18 protein-coding genes and 2 rRNA genes are annotated in these 23,807 nt (G+C 50.4%); 6 read left to right on the forward strand and 14 right to left on the reverse strand.

Annotated elements, in window-relative coordinates; genetic code table 11:
• Positions 1–3: 3 nt before the first annotated feature.
• From SH451x_RS20910 to SH451x_RS20925, 4 genes are all read right to left on the reverse strand, one after another.
• Positions 4–1,401 (reverse strand): NAD(P)(+) transhydrogenase (Re/Si-specific) subunit beta, encoded by a 1,398-nt coding sequence (locus SH451x_RS20910; RefSeq protein WP_479359064.1) that lies wholly within the window; start codon positions 1,399–1,401, stop codon positions 4–6.
• Between the two features lie 36 nt (positions 1,402–1,437).
• The gene (locus tag SH451x_RS20915; protein WP_479359065.1) at positions 1,438–1,920 is read right to left on the reverse strand and encodes an NAD(P) transhydrogenase subunit alpha part 2; all 483 of its coding nucleotides are present in this window, start codon (positions 1,918–1,920) and stop codon (positions 1,438–1,440) included.
• Positions 1,921–1,980: 60 nt separating this feature from the next.
• The gene (locus SH451x_RS20920) at positions 1,981–3,126 is read right to left on the reverse strand and encodes an NAD(P) transhydrogenase subunit alpha (RefSeq protein WP_479359066.1); all 1,146 of its coding nucleotides are present in this window, start codon (positions 3,124–3,126) and stop codon (positions 1,981–1,983) included.
• Between the two features lie 216 nt (positions 3,127–3,342).
• Positions 3,343–4,791, reverse strand: a complete 1,449-nt coding sequence (locus tag SH451x_RS20925; protein ID WP_479359068.1) for a BBP7 family outer membrane beta-barrel protein — start codon at positions 4,789–4,791, stop codon at positions 3,343–3,345.
• 471 nt (positions 4,792–5,262) lie between these two features.
• Here SH451x_RS20925 and SH451x_RS20930 point away from each other — a divergent pair, with 471 nt between their 5' ends.
• On the forward strand, positions 5,263–7,302 hold the full coding sequence (locus tag SH451x_RS20930) for a preprotein translocase subunit SecA (protein WP_479359069.1): 2,040 nt from the start codon (positions 5,263–5,265) through the stop codon (positions 7,300–7,302).
• A gap of 68 nt (positions 7,303–7,370) precedes the next feature.
• On the opposite strand, the gene SH451x_RS20935 is transcribed toward SH451x_RS20930, so the two are convergent.
• On the reverse strand, positions 7,371–8,477 hold the full coding sequence (locus tag SH451x_RS20935; protein WP_479359070.1) for a retropepsin-like aspartic protease family protein: 1,107 nt from the start codon (positions 8,475–8,477) through the stop codon (positions 7,371–7,373).
• A gap of 369 nt (positions 8,478–8,846) precedes the next feature.
• On the opposite strand from SH451x_RS20935, the gene SH451x_RS20940 reads away from it, so the two are divergent.
• On the forward strand, positions 8,847–9,227 hold the full coding sequence (locus tag SH451x_RS20940; protein WP_479359071.1) for a hypothetical protein: 381 nt from the start codon (positions 8,847–8,849) through the stop codon (positions 9,225–9,227).
• A gap of 124 nt (positions 9,228–9,351) precedes the next feature.
• Here SH451x_RS20940 and SH451x_RS20945 read toward each other — a convergent pair whose 3' ends face one another.
• Positions 9,352–10,581 (reverse strand): glycosyltransferase, encoded by a 1,230-nt coding sequence (locus SH451x_RS20945; RefSeq protein WP_479359072.1) that lies wholly within the window; start codon positions 10,579–10,581, stop codon positions 9,352–9,354.
• Between the two features lie 727 nt (positions 10,582–11,308).
• Here SH451x_RS20945 and SH451x_RS20950 point away from each other — a divergent pair.
• Positions 11,309–14,209: ribosomal RNA gene (locus SH451x_RS20950) — 23S ribosomal RNA — on the forward strand.
• 121 nt (positions 14,210–14,330) lie between these two features.
• A 5S ribosomal RNA gene (gene rrf / locus SH451x_RS20955) occupies positions 14,331–14,438 on the forward strand.
• A gap of 116 nt (positions 14,439–14,554) precedes the next feature.
• On the opposite strand, the gene SH451x_RS20960 is transcribed toward rrf, so the two are convergent.
• The gene (locus SH451x_RS20960; protein ID WP_479359073.1) at positions 14,555–14,911 is read right to left on the reverse strand and encodes a hypothetical protein; all 357 of its coding nucleotides are present in this window, start codon (positions 14,909–14,911) and stop codon (positions 14,555–14,557) included.
• A 550-nt stretch (positions 14,912–15,461) separates the two neighbouring features.
• Here SH451x_RS20960 and SH451x_RS20965 point away from each other — a divergent pair.
• Positions 15,462–16,154, forward strand: coding sequence for an HAD family hydrolase (locus SH451x_RS20965; protein WP_479359074.1), 693 nt, complete (start codon positions 15,462–15,464; stop codon positions 16,152–16,154).
• A 261-nt stretch (positions 16,155–16,415) separates the two neighbouring features.
• On the opposite strand, the gene SH451x_RS20970 is transcribed toward SH451x_RS20965, so the two are convergent.
• The gene (locus tag SH451x_RS20970; protein WP_479359075.1) at positions 16,416–16,742 is read right to left on the reverse strand and encodes an HU family DNA-binding protein; all 327 of its coding nucleotides are present in this window, start codon (positions 16,740–16,742) and stop codon (positions 16,416–16,418) included.
• A gap of 296 nt (positions 16,743–17,038) precedes the next feature.
• On the opposite strand from SH451x_RS20970, the gene SH451x_RS20975 reads away from it, so the two are divergent.
• Positions 17,039–18,337: a hypothetical protein gene (locus SH451x_RS20975; protein ID WP_479359076.1), complete on the forward strand. Its 1,299-nt coding sequence runs from the start codon at positions 17,039–17,041 to the stop codon at positions 18,335–18,337.
• A 56-nt stretch (positions 18,338–18,393) separates the two neighbouring features.
• On the opposite strand, the gene SH451x_RS20980 is transcribed toward SH451x_RS20975, so the two are convergent.
• From SH451x_RS20980 to SH451x_RS21005, 6 genes are all read right to left on the reverse strand, one after another.
• Entirely contained in the window at positions 18,394–18,654 is a 261-nt protein-coding gene (locus tag SH451x_RS20980; protein WP_479359077.1) for a hypothetical protein, read from the reverse strand.
• 13 nt (positions 18,655–18,667) lie between these two features.
• Entirely contained in the window at positions 18,668–19,570 is a 903-nt protein-coding gene (locus SH451x_RS20985; protein ID WP_479359078.1) for a DUF1573 domain-containing protein, read from the reverse strand.
• A gap of 214 nt (positions 19,571–19,784) precedes the next feature.
• Positions 19,785–20,375, reverse strand: a complete 591-nt coding sequence (locus tag SH451x_RS20990) for a Maf family protein (protein WP_479359079.1) — start codon at positions 20,373–20,375, stop codon at positions 19,785–19,787.
• Positions 20,372–21,211, reverse strand: a complete 840-nt coding sequence (locus SH451x_RS20995) for a DUF3467 domain-containing protein (RefSeq protein WP_479359080.1) — start codon at positions 21,209–21,211, stop codon at positions 20,372–20,374. Before SH451x_RS20995 ends, SH451x_RS20990 begins: the two co-directional genes overlap by 4 nt.
• Before the next feature lie 38 nt (positions 21,212–21,249).
• Complete coding sequence (locus SH451x_RS21000) at positions 21,250–22,866, reverse strand: ABC transporter permease (protein ID WP_479359081.1); 1,617 nt, start codon at positions 22,864–22,866, stop codon at positions 21,250–21,252.
• Positions 22,863–23,786, reverse strand: a complete 924-nt coding sequence (locus SH451x_RS21005; RefSeq protein ID WP_479359082.1) for an ABC transporter ATP-binding protein — start codon at positions 23,784–23,786, stop codon at positions 22,863–22,865. Before SH451x_RS21005 ends, SH451x_RS21000 begins: the two co-directional genes overlap by 4 nt.
• Between the last annotated feature and the right edge of the window lie 21 nt (positions 23,787–23,807).

The raw sequence follows: 23,807 nt of genomic DNA on the forward strand, positions 1-23,807 counted from the left end.
AGATCAAGCAAGCTCTTTGACTGCCTTGGTTATGTCCATCACGGCCTGTTGACCATCGGAATAGAACATCAAAGTATTCTCGGCGGCAAATAGCGGGTTAGGTATCCCGGCAAAGCCAGGGCTTAGGCTGCGTTTGATTACGATGACGGTTCGGCACTTGTCGATGTCAATAATCGGCATGCCTGCAATTGGACTTTGCGGGTCGGTGCGTGCGACCGGGTTAACAACGTCGTTGGCTCCAATCACAATCCCAACATCGACTGTCGCCAGAGTTGGGTTGATATCATCCATTTCTTTCAGCTTGTCATAGCTAATGTCGGCTTCTGCCAACAGAACATTCATATGTCCCGGCATGCGCCCCGCGACCGGGTGGATTGCGAATTCAACAGTGGCACCTCGCTTCTCCAGCAGATTCGCGAGATCTCGTACGGCATGTTGCGCTTGAGCTACTGCCATACCATACCCGGGAACGATGACAACTCGCTGGGCACCGTCCAGAATCAGAGCAATGTCATCTGCAGATGTACTGCGGACGGTCGCGTACACTTCGTCTACGGATGCTCCGTCGCTGGCCCCCGCAGCCATCTTTCCAAACAAGACATTCGTTAGGGACCGGTTCATCGCTTTACACATAATTTGCGTCAGAATAATTCCAGACGCACCAACAAGAGAACCTGCAATGATGAGAACATTATTATTGATAACAAATCCTGTCGCAGCCGCTGCCAACCCTGAGTACGAGTTCATCAACGAAATCACTACCGGCATGTCGGCTCCGCCAATTGGCAGGACTAAGAAGATTCCTAGCGCCGATGCAAACAAGATGATTGCAATGTAAGCCCCGTATTGCGCAGCCAGCGACGTCGACTGTACGAGAACGATAAGGAAGAACAGAGCAACGACTAAGATTGCGAAATTGATTACTGTTTGGTTTGGAAGACTGAACGGCTTTCGAAATTTCTGCCATTCCTGTAGCTTTGCATACGCCACGAGACTTCCCCAAAAGGTTACCGTACCGATCAAGCAGGAGAGCCCGATTGCAACAAGTCCATCCATGGAGTGATGCTCAGAATTTTGCAGAAGTTCTGCCCAAGCGACCAGGGTCGATGCTGCCCCACCCAAACCATTGAGCAAACCTACCAACTGTGGCATTTCGGTCATTTGCACGCGTAGCGCAAGAAAACCACCAATGACACCGCCGACGACAAGTCCCATCAAGATATAGACATAGCCATCGATCGATGGATCGAGCAGCGTCACCAGAATGGCAACGCCCATCCCAATGGCAGCCAGCACAATTCCGCGCACCGCAGTTCCCGGATGCGACATCTGCTTGAGCCCGAGAATCAAGAGCACCGAGGCGATAAGATACGTGACGGGAATCAATGCGAGCGAATACATGAATGTCAAACTTGCACGTGAGCGAAAATGGAAGGGTTATCGTTTCTTGAACATCATCAACATGCGTCGCGTGACCATAAACCCGCCGACGACATTGATCATCGCCAGAAGGACGGCCACCATTCCGATGAAGGCCGCAAAGCCCCCGCTACCGGTTCCTTGCCCAGCGACCAAGATCGCGCCAATTACGGTGACGCCACTGATCGCGTTAGAACCCGACATCAACGGCGTATGCAACGTTGGAGGCACTTTCGTGATCACCTCGAATCCCACGAAGACCGCAAGCGCAAATACAGTCAAACTTGTTACAAGCATATAAACACGAGTCGCCGACGCGGGTTCGCCTGCCTCGGTCGCTACAGTTGAATCGCGTTTTGCAATACTTGTACCTGTCGCGTCGGATGGTGTTTCCGTAACCGTCGCAGATGCTGGCGGATTGGTTACGCCTTGCGCAAACATTGCTGACAAGCCGACGGAAAAGAATGCAATTAAGACTGTGAGGATTTGTATACTTCGCATCTGTAAATCGACTATCTAAGGCATTGTTGCTGCTCGCTCGGTTTCCACAAATTGTAGAATTTAGCTCGCAAGAAGATCTAGAATCCGTTTGGAAACAACGTTTCCGCCACGCGTTACCATCGTATCGCGGACGATCTCGTCATCTGCGTCCAACAGAAGTTCACCCTTTTTGTACACGTTCAGGAGGAACTTGGTGATGTTGTTTGAGTACATCAAACTTGCATCATGAGGCACTTCGCTTGAGATGTTAGTTGGTCCCAAGATACGAATACCTTCTACGTCGACTATTTTATCCGGCACCGTTAACTCGCAGTTGCCCCCGCGTTCTGCAGCCAGATCGATGATCACACCGCCGCGTCCCATACGATGAACAGCGTTGCTGGTCACCAACAGAGGGGACTTCTTGCCCGGTATCGCCGCCGTAGTAATCACCACATCGTTCTGAGCGACCACATCTGCCATGAGCTCTTGCTGGCGGCGATAGAAGTCATCGCCCATTGCTTTGGCATATCCACCTTTATCTTCAGAACCGCCGGCTTCTAGAGCGAGCTCTACAAATTTCCCCCCGACGCTTTCTACCTGCTCGCGCACAGCTGGCCTGACGTCATATGCAGAAACGATTGCCCCCAGACGTTTGGCAGTTGCAATGGCTTGCAAGCCAGCAACCCCGGCTCCAATCACGAACACTTTCACCGCTGTGATGGTGCCCGCCGCCGTCATCATCATTGGAAACATCTTCTTCGTTTCCGTGGCGGCTAAAAGAACAGCGCGATAGCCTGCAATCGTCGCTTGGCTTGATAACACATCCATGCTTTGCGCACGAGTTATCCGCGGAATTAGCTCAAGTGAAAAAATCGTCGCGCCGCTTTTTGCCCAACTCTCGATCGCCCGCGGCTCGCCCAAGGGATCACACATGCCAATCAGGACCTGTCCGGATCGCAACTTGTCCGACAAGGTTGGGTCACCATTTGCAGCAGCTCCAGCCGCCCGGACGCAAAGCAGAATGTCGCTGGCTAAGACATCCTCGCGAGAAAGGATTTCGGCCCCTTTTTCAACGTATTGGGAATCGTTAAAGCCAGCAGAAATGCCGGCACTCGATTCGACGCATACATCTAAGCCAGACTTTTTTAGCTGCGCCACACTTTGTGGTGCGAGCCCCACACGTAATTCACTTGGCGTGGTTTCTTTAAGGACTCCAACTCTCATGCTTGCTCTTACTGCGGTCGAATACCGGTTGCAAATCAACGCGGTTTCTAGCATAGCAAAATTCGCCGCTCCGTAAAACGACGGCAAGCAACACAATCTGACCGGAGCAATCAAAGAACATATTCAAGCGGCTTTTGCCGGATCGGCGACAGCCGCTTATTTGAGACCACTAAACAGTGTCTGGGATCTCAAAACATGCTTCAATTTGGCAAGCTCTTAGAACTTGAGCGTCAGACCGAGATCAATACCCTGTAGATATGTCATTTGGTCGCGTAAAACTCCGCCAACCGTCGGTGGGATGCCCACGATTCCGGACAAGTCGGTCGTTGTATCAATCAGATCGGAACCTAAAGCCACGTCGGTCAGCACAATCAGCGAGTAGCCAACAGAGAACTGTGCACAATCGGTCAGATCGAGTCGCAGTTTGGCTCCGATTTCAGGTATGAACGTAAAACGATCGACTGTTTGCGAACCAGCGATATTGCTTCCAGTAAACAGTCCACTGTTGGCTGTACTGATGGCAGGACCTGGACGATCTTCGACAGTCGATCCGAAGATGTTCGTCGTAGAACTCATATTGCCCAGCGAGATTTTACCAAGAGTCGATACCGTGCAGAATCCGCTTTGGATGTCGCTCATGATACCGATGTGTCCACCGTGGAATGTATTATTCGCTCCGAAGGAATCAAGCGTTGTGGTGACAGTTCCGTCGGGCGTCGAGTTGGAGATTCCATCGACGGAGACGGTGCGTAAGTATGTCGCGTTGTCGTATCTTAAGAATGTATACCCGCCGATCAAATCAGCGCGATTCTTACCATCTCCCGCCAACATAAAACGTCCGTACGCTTCTGCCGCGATAAAACTCGAATCGTTGCCGACAGTGATCGATCCGGTGTCTCGACCAAAACCGCCCGTGTCAAAAGCAACCAAAATCGTTTGATTGGTTCCGCTGAAAACATCAAAGACAGGCACGCCAAGCGAGGTTGCCCCATCGCTGGATATCGTTTCCGAACTGTTTCCATCAAAAATGCCGAACACGCGACCGCCCACTCCCACGGTCTCATCGTCGTTGATCCACTTGCCGAGGCTAACACGCATACCTGGCGCCAACTGTCCGCCAACGGCACCATTACCACCAGCAATCGGAGTCGTGGGAAATTGCCCCCGAGGTCCGCTAACACCGAGTGTCGGCGTGTTGCCGCTCCGTGCAAACCATAGCAACGCTTCAGTCTCTGCCCACCAGCCCGACGGCGATGGCAAGCTAACTCTGCTCCTACCAAAGCTCCGCGTCGATGTGCTGTACGTTGCAACTGAGCTTCCAACTGACTCGCTTGCATACGAATCAGGCTCTGGCGTTGCGTAGCTCACAGCTTCATCAGAGATTGAACCCCAATGATCATCACTGATCGATTGAGTTTCCATCGACGTATTCACGAAGTTGGACTTGAATGCTTCAGGACGAAGGTCTGGCGATTGAACTTCGCGGTTCAACATCGGCATGCCGTCACCAATAGATCTTGGTGCGTCTGCAATGCGACCAACACTGGAAGTCGGCAGACTGGCATTGGAATGCTCAGAGCTGACGTCCTGGCCGAAAGCCCAGTTCGTGAAAGGGCCGGTTGCTCCAGCGATTGCCAGAGAGAGCAATATACGATTCATCTTCATGTCACGATCCCGCTAGGCGTTAGCACAGCTACCATACGCATCCTTGGATCGACCAATTCAATCGCTACCTCGCTAAAAAAGCGTACCTGTGTAACATAGCGCCTGTCCAGAAAATCCCTCCCAAACTGCGCAGACTATGTCAAATTGGCGATTTCGGATCGCAACAGCCACATTGCCTACATGAAATTCTCGTCAAACAGGGCAATTCTGATAGACTGAGTGGAGTTTGACCACGATGCTGTTTCGATCCGTTCGCAGGCGAATTTATTCCCCACCATGAATTTCGGATGTGGCTTTGTGTTTACCAACAGATTGTTCTTACAATCGAGCATGTCTGAGCTATCCACTACCAGCCTGCCAACTGGTTGGAAGCAGTCTGCTCTCAAACCGAGCTAAGCATTAACACCAGTCCGTCCGCAATCCTATTGCAGCCAGTACCATTAGAGGTGTCCTTTGTCGTCTACGTCGGAAATGGAAACTACGAACACTCCATCCGAAGACGCTCCCGCAGCGTCGATCGAGCAGCCAGCAACGACTCCTTCACCAGCCGCCCCCATTTCAGGACTGCCTAGCCGCCCTCGAGTTACGGCAGGGTGGAAGCTTCCTGGCGTTTCACGTCATAAGGTGAACAGTTGGGTCGCCCAACTAAAAGCTGTCAATCGTTTGGAAGCTCAACGGAAGGAGCTGTCAGAGTCTCAGATTCGCAAAGAAGCGAAATCGCTACAGTATCGTGCCCGGTCTGGAGAAAGCTATCATTCGTTGTTAGCTGAGACTTACTCATTAATACGAGAGGCGGCCCATCGATCGCTTCGTATGCGACATTATGATGTCCAGATCTTCGGCGGCGTGGCGTTAGCGAATGGTTGCATTACGGAAATGCAGACGGGTGAAGGCAAGACGCTGACTGCGACTTTGCCATTAATCCTGCACTCGCTCACGGGGAAGGGTGCTCACTTGGCTACGGTCAATGACTATTTGGCAAATCGCGATGCCGAATGGATGACACCGATTTACCGCACCCTTGGTATCAGCGTCGGCACAGTGTTGACCGATCACCAGCAGGATCAACGGCGAGCTGCATATAACTGCGACGTGACTTATGGTACTGCGAAGGAGTTTGGGTTCGATTTTTTGCGCGATCGCTTGTTGATGCGAGCTGCAGGCCGATTGGCAGATGGTTTTCTGGGAGCCGGCAGTCAGCAACGCTGGAGCAATAGTGGCGACTCGCCAGTGCAGCGGGGAATGCATTTTTCCTTGGTCGATGAAGCCGACAGTATTTTGATCGACGAAGCGCGTACGCCGCTGATTATCGGTTCGATTGGCGATCAAGCTCGCGAGATAGTAATCGCTACCTATCGCTGGGCAGCCAAATACTGCAACGATTTTATCGAAGACGAACACTACACGATTGATTCAGATTCACGAAAGATTGAGCTGACTGCGCGAGGCCGACAGCTTGTAAGGTCGTTACCGCGCGACGGCGACGTGCGACTGGCCGCCCTGATCGACTTATATGACTATACAGAACGGGCGATTCGAGTCGCCCGCGATTATCACTTAGACCGTCAATATGTAGTCGTCGATGGTGAAATCGTGATTGTCGATGAATTCACCGGTCGTCTGGCTGAAGGGCGTAAATGGCGTGACGGAATCCACCAGGCAGTCGAAGCGAAGGAAGGGATCGAAGTCAGCGTGCCGACCGGCCAAGCAGCCCGAATTACGGTTCAAGACCTGTTCCTGCGATATCAGTTCCTCGCCGGTATGACTGGAACTGCGGCAACCAGCGCTAAAGAGCTTCGACGAATCTATCGTACCCCTGTAATCCAAATCCCGACTAACCGCCCGCCGCAACGTATTCGACTTCCCGACCGCGTGTATGGAACGATGACAGATAAATTCGCGGCTATCGTGCAGGAAGTGAAAGAAGTTCATGCACTGGGGCGTCCTGTGTTGATTGGTACGCGATCAATCGACAAATCAACGATTCTTGCCAATATGCTGCGGCAAGACGGGCTTGAGGTTCAAGTCCTAAACGCGCACGAGATTGCTCGCGAGGCCGAGATCGTAGCGGACGCTGGTCGCAAAGGACAGATTACAGTCGCTACGAACATGGCAGGCCGCGGTACCGACGTAAAACTGCAGGCAGGTGTGCGCGAAATTGGCGGGATGTTCGTCGTTTGTACGGAGTTGCATGACGCGGCACGAATCGACCGCCAGTTGATCGGACGATGCGGACGTCAAGGCGACCCTGGCTCGTATCGTCAGTACCTATCCCTCGATGACGACATTCTAAAGAACGCACTCGGTTTGAAACGCGCCAATAAACTTCGTCTGGTCGGTGAATCCCAAACAGGCGCAGTTGATCGTTACGCGTCGCTGTTACGCAGGTCGCAGCGCAAAGTTGAACGCAAACACTTCCGGGATCGCATGTCGCTTTTGCACCACGAAAAGGAACGCACTAAGATTCAGAAAGAGATGGGGCAAGATCCATATCTAGATACGGCGGAGTAGTCCGTTATCCTAAAATTACTACTTCAGTGAAATTGCGGCTTCGCAATATGCATTGCATTTAGGATTTCCTATCGGTCCTTAATTTGCGTTAGCATTAAGGTGTTCTCCGCGGCGTTGATTTGAAACTGGAAATTGTTCAAAAAGCTCATCCCCAGTAGCGGTTCAATTTGTCCGCTTTCTGTCTCAAGCACGGCTGCTTCAACGTCAGCCACTTCAAACTTACCCACGCGCACTTTATCAAGCTTTACAAGACGTGCGGGTATCGTCCTCCCGTCCGCAACACCTATTATCATCTGAGGCGTATCATCGTCGAGAGTGATTCCAAGCTTATCGGCGGCAGACTTTGGTATCAAGACAATGTCAGCACCGCTATCAAGCACCATTTCAATCGGAGCACTGCCGTTGACCGAAACGGCAATCTTCTTTGTGCGACTACCGTCGTCGATCAGTTCCACTGCTTCGCGCAGAAAATCTTTTTCAAGTTCGGCAATACGAAACTCAAGGGTCTTGAAAATTGTATTAGCATCTAGCGAACGCGATGTACCGAACTCCGCGGCAAAGACTTCCAATGCGATACCTACTTTTTTATCCGCCAGTGATTTCTCGATTGCTTCGCGAGATTCATTTAACGCTTGGCGTGCATTTAAAACGTCATCGACGAAATTCGACTCTAATTGTTGCGCACTAGAGCGTGCAGTATTGATCTCGGTTGCAAGATTTTTTTGAGTTGCTCGCAGCTCCTCGATTTGCGCGATCAAAGCGTTGTTCATGGCGACTAGCTGTTGCTGTTCTCTAAAATCAGACGCGTTGGCTCTTTGCAAATTCACACTACGCAGGTTGCGGACAGCAATGATCTGCTGCGATTCGATGGTTTTTTGCTGTTGTTTCAATTCTTCTAATCGCTGAAATGCCTGCTGAACTTCCTTACTTTTTTTGCTGATGGCGCCGACGTTTCGCAATTGCGTTGCTTGTTCCGAAGCTAAAATATTTTTCCCTGATCTTCGTAAACCCGCGTCAGTTAGCACTTGTGTCGCTTGTTCAACGACAGCATCAGCAAAGCGTCTTTCCGGCTTTTCTTGTCCCGAAATTATGGATGCAGGTAACCCGAGGACTGACACCAACGTGAATAATTGAAAGCAGTTGAAGCCGATTTTGCATTTTCGAAATGGATACATTGTTAAAATCGCCAATTTGAAATGTGCGTAAGATTCTGAATGCAAATAGCGTCGGTCGCTGCGATGCAAGAAATTCATTATAGATCGCGATCAGTCGCAGCTATCCTCAGCAGGGGAGTTTGGTTTCTTTTCTGTGGTAGATATTGTAAACTAGGTTGACAAGTCTTCATATTGAATAAGGATTATGTATTAACCTGCGAGCATTTCGGTTAATCATTTTTAGCAAGACACCATATGCAATGTTATCTTCCAGAGTAACTCGCATATTGCAAGTGTCCGCTGTAGTGCGCGATTGGGTCGTGCAATACTGAACAGGCTAATAGCACAGTTTCATCACTTGTCTTCATCAAGAGAGTATTTAAAAGGAAAATGGCACGTAAGAAGTCAAATAAAAGCCAACGGATTCGAGAATACATCGCTGCCAACGCGGAAGCCTCGAACAGCGAAGTCGCATCGGCTTTGTCGCAGCATGGTGTCAATTATGGTGACGTAGCAAGTGTTCGTAATGCTTTGAAGAAACAAGCGGCCAAGCAGGCAGGGAATGCTGATGGAACGGCTGGAGCTCCTGCTGCACGACGCGGTCGTCCGCCAAAATCGGGAACTTCTGTAGGTAAATCTACAGCTGTCAGCAGTCCGTCGACCGATGGTTCAGCAGTTGAATCTGCGATGCGTTTCATCAACGATGCTGGTGGAATTGAGAAAGCTTCGGAATTACTAACAATCATTCGCGCTGTCAAATCGTACAAATAGTTGTCGCTTTTTACTCAAAGAGTAGTATCGCGAGCTTTACAACGCCGCTTCGTATCCGTTACGAGTGGCGTTTTTCATTTCGACCAATTTTGGCGAGATGAGTCACGCAAGGCTCCTGCGCAACCTAGGCGGATTCCACCAGCGCCTGGGCGGCTTGTTCCAGCCCAACGCCGGGCTGAGCAAGATTTGCATGCAGCCGAATCGACTCTTGAATTTTCTTGTCGGCGACAACCGACTCTATCGCCCTGCGAAGCGAGTTCGCGGCCCACCATTTCGCTTGGAAGGCGTGCCCCAAATTCAGCGACTCTACGCGAAGAGCGTTGTCGAACTGGTCATGGGCAAGTGGAATAACGATTTGGGGGATTCCAGCGGCAATCGCCTGCGAAACGGTGCCGATCCCACCGTGATTCACCATTCCAAGACATCTCGGCAGCAGTTTCTGCAGCGGCACAAACGGGCAGTGCAGGGCGCTAGCCGGCAAGTTTTTAGGAAGCTGCTCTGGATGAGCCGTTAGCAAAAGGGCACGTTGTCCCGCGGATTCGCAAGCTTCCACGGCTTTCTTGAAAAGGTTGGCGGCATGCAGATTGGCTGATCCCCCGGAGATTGCGATTGGCGGCGAACCCGATTTTAAGAACAAATCGACAGCCTCTGGCAGCTCTTCACCCGCGCGGTCTTCCCACAAAGGGAACGGTACTTGGATACAGGGCGCTGGCCAATCGGGCTGGCGCGGTGCGTACCATTCCGGGAACATCATGACGTTCAGGGTCTTTGAGTACCACCAATGAAGAATGTTACGGACCGGGGCGAGCCCGACTCCAGCTCGAAATCGATTCAAAGATGGGCATACGATAGGATCGATTAAGAATTTTTCGCCGCATCTCAGCAACAAGCGTCGCAGCCATTTAGGACCTGAGACGCCGGGCAAGACAGGGGGCTCCGTTTGGCTCAGTACAACAGCTGGCTGCAGGTGTATCATGGAAACTCGAGCGCCAGAGGCCTCGGCGGCACACAGGGCTCCAAAACCAAAGCAATTGATGACCGCAAGGCTATCGGACCTAGCGTTTTGTGCGATTACTTCGTCGAATTGCTGCTGCAAAACGGGCTGGACCATGTTTCGGTAGAGGTAGCCGAAGGCTCGGCGTGGATGCCAAAGTTCAGCACTTTGGATGGCTGATTGGTAAGCGCCAGTGGCGCCGAGCTGCATAAAATCGATCTCTTGCCTTTTCGCATGTTGCGCAAAGTGATCCGAGGTGAAAAGTGTAGGGTGATGTCCAAGATTTCTCAGGGCTGTCGCCAACCCAAGAAAGGGGAAAACATCACCAGCGCTGCCCATAGGACAGAGTAAGACTTGCATCGTGATAGATCTCGGGACGGAAGCGATGGGTGAACGAGAAGAGAAGATTAGTATGTTCGCAAGCGGGAAAAAGCGACCAGAGGGAAACTGGGGAAAAGCGGGTACAGAACGGAGTATCGGGCGGCTAAAGCAACTCGCAAGCTGATGCTGATCGATGACTGCAGAGCGTTGCGACAGGCAAAAGAGTCCAGAACGGCCTAAAGTCCAGGGGAACAGGATGCCGAAAACACTGCGACACGCGTCTTGGAAAATAATCTAAAATTCTCGATCGACAGCCCTTGCGTTGCCGGACGAAATTTGGATGATTCTGCATCCCTGACACGGGCAGCCCATCGCAAGATTGGCCGCCGAAAAAAAGGGTGTCCAACAAATTAGAATTCGGCTTGACGACAAAACAAACCGTCCCTAAGATGTTGGACCCTTCGACCTGAAAGCTGACGCGAAAGCAAGCTGATGGCGAAGGAAATTTGTTCTTTGACAACATGGTTGAAGTGGTAGTAATGGCATCTTATTGTCGTGTATTGCGGCCTGAATCCTTTCCGGTTCGGGTGACGAATACACGCAACTAAGGTTCGAGGTCGATTAAGTTCAATGACATATTTATATGTCTGGTTTTTATATCGATTCGAACGAGCGCAATGGCGAACCACGGATCTAGCTTGATGGCGACACTAGACTGGCGAGGCAACTTGTTAGGTTAGGTCGACCAGAAGTTTGAGATTCCGATGGTCAAGTTACTAAGGGCGCACGGGGGATGTCTTGGCATCAAGAGGCGATGAAGGGCGTGGAAGTCTGCGATAAGCTTGGGGGAGCTGACAAACGAGCAATAATCCCGAGATTCCTGAATTGACTTACACTGAATACATAGGTGTATGTGGCTAACCCAGGGAACTGAAACATCTAAGTACCTGGTGGAAAATAAAGAAAAATCGATTCCGTCAGTAGCGGCGAGCGAAATCGGAACAGCCCAAACCGGAGAGGTTTCCTTTCCGGGGTTGTAGGACCTCAATATCGGATTGTGTCGTGTTAGTGGAATGGCTTGGAAAGGTCAACCATAGAGAGTGACAGTCTCGTACACGAAAACTTCGACACACTGTAGAGGCACCTGAGTAGGACCAGTCACGTGAAACCTGGTCTGAATCTACGGGGACCATCCCGTAAGGCTAAATACTCCTTGATGACCGATAGTGAACTCAGTACAGCGATGGAAAGATGAGAAGAACCCCTGTTAGGGGAGGAACGTGAACCTGAAACCGTGTGCTTACAAGCGGTCGGAGCACTATTTAAAGTGTGACGGCGTGCCTTTTGCAAAATGATCCGGCGAGTTAGTGTTTGCAGCAGGTTAAGACCTTACGGGTCGAAGCCAGAGGGAAACCGAGTCTTAATAGGGCGACCAATTGTTGCGGGTACTAGACGCGAAACTGCGTGATCTACCCATGAGCAGGTTGAAGCGCGGGTTAAACTGCGTGGAGGACCGAACCCACTTGGGTTGAAAACCGAGGGGATGACTTGTGGGGAGGAGTGAAAGTCTAATCAAACGCAGAGATAGCTCGTTCTCTCCGAAATATTTTGAGGGATAGCCTCGAGCAACTACATGACGGGGGTAGAGAGACTGAATTGGATGGGGGCCCTTCCTAGGGTACCTCACCGAACCAAACTCCGAATACCGTTATGACTATCTCGGGAGTCAGTCTGCGGGGGATAAGCTCCGTGGTCAAGAGGGAAACAACCCAGATCGTCGGCTAAGGTCCCGAAGTTCTATTCAGTCACTAAGGAAGTTGAATTGCTGTGACAGCCAGGATGTTGGCTTAGAAGCAGCCACCATTTAAAAAGTGCGTAACAGCTTACTGGTCGAGCAATTCTGCGCCGATAATGAACGGGAGTAAATAGAACACCGAAGCCGCGGGCTCTAGCTTGCTAGAGCGGTAGGGGAGCGCTGAAGGGTAGATACAAGACGTACCGAGAGGAGCGTTGTCGGACCCTTCAGGTGATTATGCCGGAATGAGTAACGATTAAACAGGTGAGAATCCTGTTCGCCGAACACCTAAGGTTTCCTGGGGAAGGTAATTCCGCCCAGGGTTAGCCGGTACCTTAGTCGAGGCCGAAAGGCGTAGACGATGGATGGAAGGTTAATATTCCTTCGCCGATTCCGTGGAGTGATGGAGGGACGGCGTCCGAAAAGCAAGCGGTACTGTTAGAATAGTCCGTTGAACTAACTGAGATGTGGGATTGGCAAATCCGTTCCACGCAAGTCAAGGTTAGGGCATGAGAGCATTTAAGATCTCGAAATTGTTGGCAGGACGTCCAAGAAAAGCTTCTAAACTTTGAAGCGGAACGACCGTACTAAAACTGACACAGGTAGGTGAGAAGAGTATTCTAAGGCGCTCGGGAGAACGGTGGTTAAGGAACTCTGCAAAATGGCTCCGTAAGTTCGCGATAAGGGGCGCCCCCGATGGTTTATGCTTTTGGGGGCCACAGAAAATCGGCACTAGCGACTGTTTATCAAAAACACAGGACTCTGCGAACTCGTAAGAGGATGTATAGAGTCTGACGCCTGCCCGGTGTTGGTAGGTTAAGGAAGGCGGTTAGCTCCCTCGGGAGTGAAGCTGGCGACCGAAGCCCCAATAAACGGCGGCCCTAACTATGAGGGTCCTAAGGTAGCGAAGTTCCTTGTCGGGTAAGTTCCGACCTGCATGAAAGGCGTAACGACTGGTGCACTGTCTCAACCACCGACCCGGTGAAATTGTAGTTGTGGTGAAGATGCCACATACCCGCGGTTAGACGGAAAGACCCCATGAACCTTTACTGTAGGCTGATATTGGGTTGAGGTATGTATTGTGCAGAATAGCTGGGAGGCTGTGAACTGGGGACGCAAGTCTTCAGGGAGCCATCGTTGAGATACCAGCCTGTATATGCTTTAATTCTAACTTTGTCCCGTGAATCCGGGCTTAGGACATTGTCAGTTGGGCAGTTTGACTGGGGCGGTCTCCTCCTAAAGAGTAACGGAGGAGCGCAATGGTACCCTCAGCCTGGTCGGCAATCAGGCAAAGAGCGTAAACGTAGAAGGGTGCTTGACTGCGAGACAAATGAGTCGAGCAGGAACGAAAGTTGGTGTTAGTGATCCGGTGGTTTCCGAATGGAAGGGCCATCGCTCATCAGATAAAAGGTACTCTGGGGATAACAGGCTTATCGCCACCGAGCGTCCACAGCGGCGTGGCGGTTTGGCACCTCGATGTCGGCTCATCGCATCCTGGGGGTGAAGAAGCTCCCAAGGGTTTGGCTGTTCGCCAATGAAAGCGGTACGTGAGCTGGGTTCAGACCGTCGTGAGACAGGTCGGTCCCTATCTGCCGTGGGCGTACGAAACTTGAGGAGGTTCAACTTTAGTACGAGAGGATTTGGTTGGACGTAGCTCTGGTGTACCAGTTGTCGCGCTAGCGGCACGGCTGGATAGCTAACTACGGAAAGGATAAACGCTGAAAGCATCTAAGCGTGAAGCCCTCTCCAAGATTAGGTTTCGTAGCTTTTTTAAGCGAAAGTCCCCTGATAGACTATCAGGTTGATAGGCTGGGTGTGTAAGCACCGTAAGGTGTTCAGCTTACCAGTACTAACGGACGAATACTTGACCATCGGTATCTTGCACTTTGGTGAAAACCATCGAAAGATTACTGATGACGTCATTGCGATCAGATAAATGACTTTATTACCACTTCAACAGCTTGGCAGGCGGGAATACGGCTTGCCAAGCTCTTCCGGTGACCATATCAGAAAGGTCCACCTGTTCCCATTCCGAACACAGTAGTTAAGCTTTCTGAGCCGATGATAGTGTATACCAATGCGAAAGTAGGTATCGCCGGATTTTTAAAAAGCCCTCAAGGTGAAAACCTTGGGGGCTTTTTTTTTGCGCTAGCGCCATGGGTTACTACCGCCCCCGCAATAGCTTTGTATTCCTAGCCTTTTGTCTAGGGCCTCGTTTCAAGTTTTGTCGCGAAGCTGTCGCTCAAGCCTTGCAAGCAACTGCAGCAGCCACTGACGCATGCAACTAATGGAGCAGAATTGTATGTCGAACTGGCCTCCGTCGAGCTCCGAAACGATGCTTAGATCGGCGGCGTCTCCCATATCGGATTGCTTTCCATGAAAGCCAACATGTAGAAATGCTTTAAGTTTGTTGGTGTCAACGCTATCGAGCCCGTCATCTGTCTGTAGTAGGGCGCCTGCGGACAAGTACGCAATGACTCCGGAAAACTCTTCGCGACAAATTGGGCATTGCCGATCCCCTGGATAGATCGGATTGTCTGCGCCAGAAAGGAGCGGCAGCTTTGAGTTTGTCATTTGGTTCTTTTGATGTTTGTTCTTTTGATAGCAAGCAGGGACTTATGGCTTTTCTAGTTTTTTCTTGCCCATATCCGAATTTTCTGATCGTTATTCAAAGTCGCTCGTTTGGCTTCCGAGATCATTCCCAATGCAACTAGTCATGGCAACAAGACTCTCGCTGTCCTCGTTGCTGTGTGGATACGATAGCCAGGCCGTTGACAGCCAATTCCGCTTCACCTTTGTTTCTCGGCGATTCAGAGCGATTATCGGGTGTGCATCTGCTTTGTCGAGCTTCTCGATTCGAATCTCGATGTTTGCGACACAGTATTTGTGCCTACCTTCACTCGACTCTCGCAGGACTGTTATTCGTTTGGCGAATTGTATTAGGTGTCTTAGAACTCGCCGCCTGTCCGCCTAGCACTAGCTTTCGGCAATTCGATAATCAAATCAACGATTGTTAGTTCGCTTGCATTAAGTTTTCGATTTCCGTCGCTTCGCTAGAGTCTTTACAATTGCGTCCTTACCAGCCATTTCAACCTGTTTGCGAATTCGGGAACTACCAAAGCCTGTGAACATCCCAACATTTCCATCCGCTCTTATATCAGCTGTTGCTTTCGATCTGGACGGAACCACGCTGAACAGCGAAGACCTTTACCTTGAAGTTTGCACCGAACTGATGCGGCGCCGCGGCCATGAATACGATATCGAGACGCGGATGAAGATGATGGGACTTCCCGCCCCTCAAGCTTACGAAGTCCTGATTCATAGTAAGGCACTGTCCGATTCGTGGGAGGATCTGCAAGCGGAGTCAGACGTGATCTTCGAAAGCTTGATGCCGAAACGGCTTATGCCGATGGAAGGAGTTCGCGATTTATTAGACTTCCTCGATGCGAATCGAATACCTCGCTGTATCGCCACCAGTTCTCGAGAGAGCTTTGCTAGGAAAGCTCTGAAGATCGTTGGGTTGCTCGAAAGGTTCGACTTCATTATTACCGCGGAACATGTGGCCGCCGGGAAGCCTCATCCTGACATTTATTTGGCTGCTGCCGATCGCATGAAGACGGTGCCAGGTGAGATGTTAGTACTTGAAGATTCAAGTATCGGTGTAGCCGCCGGTGTCGCTGCAAATTGTTTTGTAGTCGCAGTCCCCAACAGCCATACCGAGGGCTCTGACTTTTCGGGAGCCCGATTGATTTTGAACTCGCTAGCCGACGCACGATTGCTAACTTTTCTGGAAAGTTCAATTTACAAGCCGGGTTGATTGGGTAGGTTTCCGCCTGCCGTCTTGCCGTTGTGAACGGTTGCTGCGGTCTTCGGCTCAAGAGTCCGATAAAGACGTCTCTAACCCGGCATATTGAAGTTCTAAAAGCCTTGAACCGGTTGAGCGTACCGGCCAAACCCTGCTTTGAAGGAAAACTCGTCTTCTAGTCCAGAAACGCAAAAAGCGTTAGAAAGTTTAAAACTCTCTAACGCCCATTGCTCTCAAAGATCGTTGCGAATTGCATTGTTACTTAGTCGCAGACTAAGCCATGTCTTTAAGCTTCTTCAAAGGACGGCAGCGGACAGTTGTCGACGCTGGCTTTGGATCTGCCCATTGTTCTTCGCCAGTTTGAGGATTGCGAACTTTACGTTTTGGCAAAGCCTTCTTCTGAACGCGGACGATTTTGCAGATATCAGGAATTGTGAAGGTTCCAGGTCCCTTCTTTCCTACAGCGTCTCCGATTTCTTCTTTGATCGCATCGAAAACTTCTGCAATTTGCTTTTTGGTAAGCCCCGTCTTTTCAGAAAGATTCGCAAAAAGTTGCATCTTGGTCAGTGGCTTGTCTTTTCCTGGGGCTGCTTTGGCCATATTGCATCAAACCTCGTTTTTCTTAGTACATGAGAGCGTTTGTCCGACTGGACGACTGTTGCGCACGATTAAACGAATAGTAAGCGTTTACTGCAACTAGTCGCAGGCCCAAAATGGTCGAAAATTAAGGAAAAACCAGTACTTTCGTCGTTTTAGGTCCCGATTATGAGCCTTTCTGCTCCCTCAGACCGCTAAGGATTGCATAATCTCAGCCGCAATCTTGCTACAGCAAACTACAATTGCTGCGTGCTGCCATTCCAAAAACCAGGCTTTTAAGTCACAGCAAGCTAGACCGAATGATTGCGTATTGTCCCATTTGTCACTCGCCCAGCCGTTTGCCAACTGAAAACAGCGAGCAAAGCCTTCGTTTTGAATGCCCTGCGTGCCTTTCGTCAGTCGAATTTGCTGTTTCAAGCGATTCCGCTGACCCGTTTCGCGTCGGCAATTTTCGGTTGCTGCGTGTAGAAGATCCCACTGGCAGTTCGTCATCTTTTGAGGCCGAAAATTTCCTTGAACAGCCTACGGGTGGCTTTGCAGCTGAATCTGGACTGTTCGACCTAGACCTGGCTGCAAATACGGAGAACTCTGGATTTAGCGATACGACGCAGCCTCAGCAACCGAACTGGTCTCCGGCAATGGCGTCGCGTCACGTTCAAGTTGACTTGGAAGGTAGTAGGTCGATCAAGGCACGCCGCCGCCCGACCAAGAAGTCTTCGCTGGGCAGTTTTATCCAGGTTGTGTTCGGTGGACTAGCTTCTGTACCGATCGCAACTGCGATTATGTGGTTTGGGATGGGGCGAGATCCGTTCGGTTGGGCTCCATTGGTCGCCGAGCATGCCCCCTGGGCGGTTCCTGAGTCACTTCGCGGCCATCAAGCGACTGTCCCGCGGATAGCTCGAGAGCAACGTCAAGCGGAACGTCCGATTTCAGAGCTTCCAGAAATACAGCCACCTTCCTTTCCACCCGAGCAATCTGCGCAAAAAACTGCGCCTGAGTTTGAATTGACTCCCGACAATTCCGCGGATGTTGTAGAAGCGAGCTTCACTAATTGGGAAGTCGCGCTGAACAACGCCGTTGAAGATCCCAACGCAGACGCCATCACAAAGTTTCATCAAGCCTGCGACGAATTGATCTCGTTAATACCAAGACAACATCAAGGGCTACTCAATATTTCCCTCAAGCTGGATGCAGTCGGTGACAAGCTCGTAGAACTCAAGCCGATTCTAAAAACGACGATCATGTCTGGTATTCAACGTGCGGCCGCAGATCAAGTGGAGTCAGTAGGAAGTCTTATTGACGTTATTGAACTCCAGGAATTGCAAACGCTTGCACCCGACAACATACTTGCGCAGCGTTTGCTTGAATACAGTAGCGACGATTTTGTCGAACTCATTCCTACTCAAGCCACACCGGCTCGAGTGAGAGCGATGCGTGTGGTTGCTCGAGACGATAGCCCTGTTGTGACGAGCTTTGATGGTAAAGCAGAGCAATTGGTCTTAATCGGGCGGTTCATCGAATCAGAAAGCAAAGACCACAGCAAGTCTAACGAGAGAATATTCGAAGTTCTTGCTTCTTCATCGCTACGGCAAAAATAGCCTCCAAAGGCGACAGAACATGGGATGCCACATACTTCCGCCTCGCGACTCCTGCCCTACGCTACGTTAGGCTTACCGTCACTTGGTCGCCCACTTTGGAGCGACTGAAGCCAAAGACGCTGCGTCAACTTGCTGCTGCGTTGATCCGCAGTGGGGGCGTTCGACAAATCTGGCTTTACCTTGCTGCCGTTTTGCGTCGATTTATCGCGGCAGATTTCTTGGAGCTGAGTTGTCAAAGTAGTGGGAAGTAACGGTACGCTGCGCTGCGTATCGGTCAGTGATATTCCCATTGGCCATGAGCGACTTGCGTTTGCCACAGTAGACCTTTCTTTAGCGTTGTACTTGCCCAACAATTTTCACGGTCGAAGATGTCCTAGGCCCCAAATCACTGTGTACTTGAATGTCACAATCGATATCTCGGGTTTCTTCACTTCCAATCGCCTCGACAACTACAATGTGAACCTTCTTTTTTCCACCATCGTGCTGGAACTTTAATCTTGAATCTGGAGAGACAATGTTCTTGATTTCAAATGGCTCGTTACCTTTGACGACAAATCGTTGGTTAACTGCTGATTCGGAATCAAGCGGGCCAAGATCGACGAGCGAAGGCGCAATCTCTAGCGTTGGTGCAACACGCGCTGCGACTGGAAGTGTGAAGTGATCATTTACTTGATCATCGGTCACAATTACCAGATCATCTTGAAGAGTTCCTTCTGGTGCCGTGTCCAGCAGCTTGATATTCAAAATGTATGTCGTCAGATTGCCTTGACGTTGCGTGTCCTGAATACGGACTTCTAGATGATCGGTATTTCCTCGAACATCCTTTATCTTCCAATTGGGCCGACCTGCGTAAGAGATCTTCACGTTCTGTTGACGCGAGGAACCGCCATCAACCGTTCCAAAATCAATTTGACCTGGTTCTGTGACGATATCCGAACGAATTTTACCCGCGACAAGCAGTTGAATTTCCGCGTAGTAAGGTCGGTCGATGACTACCGTTATCGATGCTGTTTTCGGTCCGATAAAGGACCTCGTATTGAATTCAGCAACGATACCACCTTTCTCCCAAGTCTTAATCGTATCTTTCAAGACTCTGGGCGAGGTGCAACCGCAACTGCTGCGAACGCTTGCGATGTGGACGTCTTCTTCATAAATGTTTTCGATTTCGAACAAGAATTCTGCCTTCGCATTGCGACTAACTATTCCAAAGTCGTGGTACGTGTCTTTAAACATCTTCGCAGCCCAGGACTGAGAAAATGCATTCGACTGCAATGCGAGGGAACAAATAGCAATCCCCAGAGCTAGCAAACGGTAGGCTGGCATATCGGCTATTGTGGATAGAGCAACACGGTCGTGGCGAAGCTCGCCTGCCGTGAACGGAAATACTTAATGCGTCGTTAAGTAATCGGCAGCGACCGTCCCCGATCTTCATCCCAATCGGAAAACCTTAACAAGCTCGTCGTTCAAAATCTGCCAAGAGTTTCGCCAGCAATTCCATGGGCAGTCCCACCACATTTGATTCAGAGCCGGAAATGAGGTGGACCCACGATGGTCCGTCTTGAAATCCAAATGCTCCCGATTTTCCGACCCACAATTCGCTGTCCAGATAGTTTTCAAGCTGATCCGCAGACAATTCGTCCATCTTTAAGTTGGAAACGTCGACTTCAACGATCCGTTTGCCAGAGGATTTGTCCCACACACAGAGCCCGCTGTATACGCGATGGGTCCGCCCTGAAAGTCGCGTGAGCATTTGCCGCGCGTGCTCTCGATCCTCAGGTTTTCCGAGAACGACACCGTTGCATTCGGCGACGGTGTCGCACGCGATAACGAGTCCTTGGTCAAGCTTCTCAATGACGTTCGCGGCCTTTTGATAGGCTAATCTAGCAACCAATTCTGGAGGTGTCTCGCGAGAACAGATGCCACATTCAGCCCCTTCATCGGGTACGACAACGCGAAAGTCATATTTATGTTGCTCCATCAATTCGCGTCGACGCGGTGAGCTACTCGCTAGAACAAGCATTTGATCATGAGCACTCATTGTGCAGGCCCACCCCCGAATCGAGGCCTTAACTGCTCCCATGACGTTTTTAGCGATTCGAGCAATCGCCAAACATGGCCCGCCGACATGAAAACACGAGAACTGACGGCCGACTGAGGATAGAAATTCGTGATGAAATCAAAACTGTACTCGTATTGCCCATGTCCGATCATGACCGCGTTGGCGTAGGCACCACTGAGTAGTTCATCTTTCATTTTCAGTTCGTCATAAACTTCTTGTGGGTTTGGATGCCGCGTGACATTGCCGCTACCAGTACCGGAAGCTCCAGAGCCTTCACCTGATTTGGAGGCATCGTCGCTTCCCATTGACTTATTTGGTGTGGGTAATGGTTCAAGCGGTACGCCGCTATGCACATCGATCGGTGTCCCGAGATCCTCGCGAATTGGCGAATTCGTTGCAGGTGGGGGGCTTGCGGCTTTCATTGGCGAATTGCCTTGACCTGAAGTACCGGCGATTGCCTCATGCTGTTCTGGTGTGTTTAGTGGCAGGTTACCGGTAAAAATCGCGGGCGTGTTAGGCGGCGCTGTACTGCTGGGAGATGTGTTCGGCTGGCCTGGCAAAGGACCGAACCTTTGTCGATAGAGCTCAATGTTTTTGTCCAACGCCTGAATAAATTGTGGCATCACCGCGTGAGGCATAACCACTCGTGCTACGATCACACTGGGCCGAGGCAGGCTACGTACGAAGTCGAGCACATATTCCGTAGCTCCCGTAACGACGATTACACCGGTGCTTAGCTGACCGCTGGCAACATCAGCGGGAATTCTCGCGCGTACGGCAGGAGAATCATCGAGGGGTTGAAACGAAGAATTCATTCATACTTTCGTTAAAGCAATTGCTTGCAGTAGAGAAATCAGGCAAACGGATCAGGCGTGGGTTCAGTTTTGGTTTGAGCAGCCGACTTCGTGTCTGGCATCTTGACGCTTACGACGCTTAGATCAGAACTGATTACAAACGCATTAATACAGAAGATCCCAAAACTAGTCAAAAACAGCAATGTCAAAGGTGTGGCAAGGCTGGCCAAGTAATCAAGTCTAGCAATTGTCGAAAACGGATCTGTGAACGAGTAGAATTCGTAGTCGGCCGTCACAAAGTTCCTTGATGCCGAAGAAATGAACGTGGGGACTCCCACTCCCATGGCAATCAGTAACAGCATAAGCAAAGCTGCTAGTGTCGGTCTACTTCCAGTTGTCGCGGGGACAAACAACATCAAGATCCGCAATGCCCCCAGGTACAGAACGATGTAGGCGAGTGCAACAACAGGAAAAATCTGTTCTGCTTCCCTTATGGTGGAAGTTAATCCTCGAAGAACCATTGAAGCGATTACAAGAGAGGTAAAACACAGCACCGTGAACATGTAGCCAGTTCCTCCACCTGGAGCTAGCCAGCCCAGTAGGAGCTTACTTGACAACCGACTGGGCAAGCTGCGTTGCATCCGTGGTGTGAGAACTCCCTTGTGCGAAACCAAGAAAATGCCCGTGAAAAACCAGTGTAAGCCTAGGAACCCCATGGTTGAGTATAAGATTTGGTCTTTATAAGTGTACGTCGAGAAGTAGTACATAGCTGCACCGCCAGCAAAGATCAGGTACGACTGAAAGGCTAGCCACATTCGGATAGGCTTCGCGTAGTTTTCGCCGGCAATGCCAATGGATGCCCCGCCGATAAAAATCGCCAACACTCCGTAGCTTGCGACCGCCCCCAACCACAAGATGGCCATAGAAAGTTCGAACGGCGAATCGGATAAACTTTCAAGCAATCTAGATTCGAAAACGATGCCTAACGTATTGTAAAAAACCAAGATCGACACGAATAACTGAACGAGTAAGAAGAAGACCATATGGACGATATTTCGTCCTAACGTTCCAAGCATGACTGAGATTGCGATAGTGACGAAGGATATGATCGCAAGCACGGGAAATAGAAATAGTAGATTCATGATCGCGACCCCTCGCAGCAAGTAGGTCAGCGCGATGCAAGGAGCCAACGCGGAAAAAAACAGCAGCAGCTGAACTCCGGCAACGATAATTTTGCCAATGACGATCTTGTGCGAAGAGAGCGGAGACACCGACAATACTTCAAAGGTATTGCTATTTAGTTCTCCGGCCATAGAAAAAAAGGCCGTCAGAGGCACAATTAGAAGCGCTGGTATTAGCAACATCACGATGTACCCACCTAAAAGCGTCATACCGCCAGGATAGTAATAAAGTCCTGGTAGTAGAGAGACTACAGCTAAGATAGTCCAACCAAGGATGCCCAATAGCAAGAACAGAAAAGTCCAAACAAACTGCTTGCTCTTGAGAGCTTGCCGTGTCTCCTTCACGACGATCGGGCTCAATCGATCACCATGCCGAATCATCCATCGATCGATAGCATTTTCACCATTCAACAGTCGATCGACAACGAGTCGATTGGGATCTCGAAGATCCTTTTCTTGTCCTTTGGCCGCTCTGCTTGTGTCAATAGTACTCATTGGACGGCCCCCGTAGTGATTTGCATAAAGACATCCTCGAGCGAGATTTCCTTAGCGCGAAACTCAAGGACATCATGATTTGCATTGACGATAGCCCGCAGCAACTGAGCCTGCTCTTGCTTGCTTCCTGACCACAAGAATGTGACAGAATCTTCCGTCATTTCGATTTTATCGATCGCTGGATGCCCAGCCAGCAACTCCTGCAGCGGTGCTGGGTTTCCTGTGGTTCGAATCGTGATTGAAGCACTATTTTGCTGTTTCTTCTGAATCTCGTTGACCGAGCCTAAGGCTAGCAGCGAACCCCGCTCGATGATTGCGACGTTGTCGCTCATCTCGGCTAACTCTGTCAAAATGTGCGATGATATAAGTATTGATTTTCCGTTTGCAGCCAATTCCTGAATCATTTGCCGCAGTTCGATGCGTGCCCTCGGATCCAAACCATTCGCAGGCTCATCAAGTATTAGAGCTTGAGGATCGTGAACCATTGCACGGCCCAAGCATAACCTTTGCCGCATGCCTTTAGAAAGTCCGCGGATGTTCTTCGCAGCGATTTTCTCCAATCCAGTAAACCCAAGCGTTCTTCTTACGGCAGCAGTTCGTTCCCTCCCAACCAAACCGAACGCTCGAGCAAAAAAGTCGAGATACTCAACACAATTCATGTTTTGGTAAGTGCCAAATCCGTCTGGCATAAAGCCCATGTTTTTACGTACCTGATCCGGGTCGTTAATGCATGACAAGCCATTGATAAGTGCATCGCCATACGTCGGTAGCTCAAGGGTCGCAAGGATGCGCATGGTAGTCGTTTTACCTGCACCGTTTGGACCGATAAAACCGAACACAGAACCTTTGGGGACATCGAACGATACATCGTTCACGGCTGCTGTCTTGCCAAAATAGCGGTGCAGTCGACGAATTTCCATAACGGGGCTAGATGACTGGTG

Source organism: Njordella aestuarii, assembly GCF_056494165.1.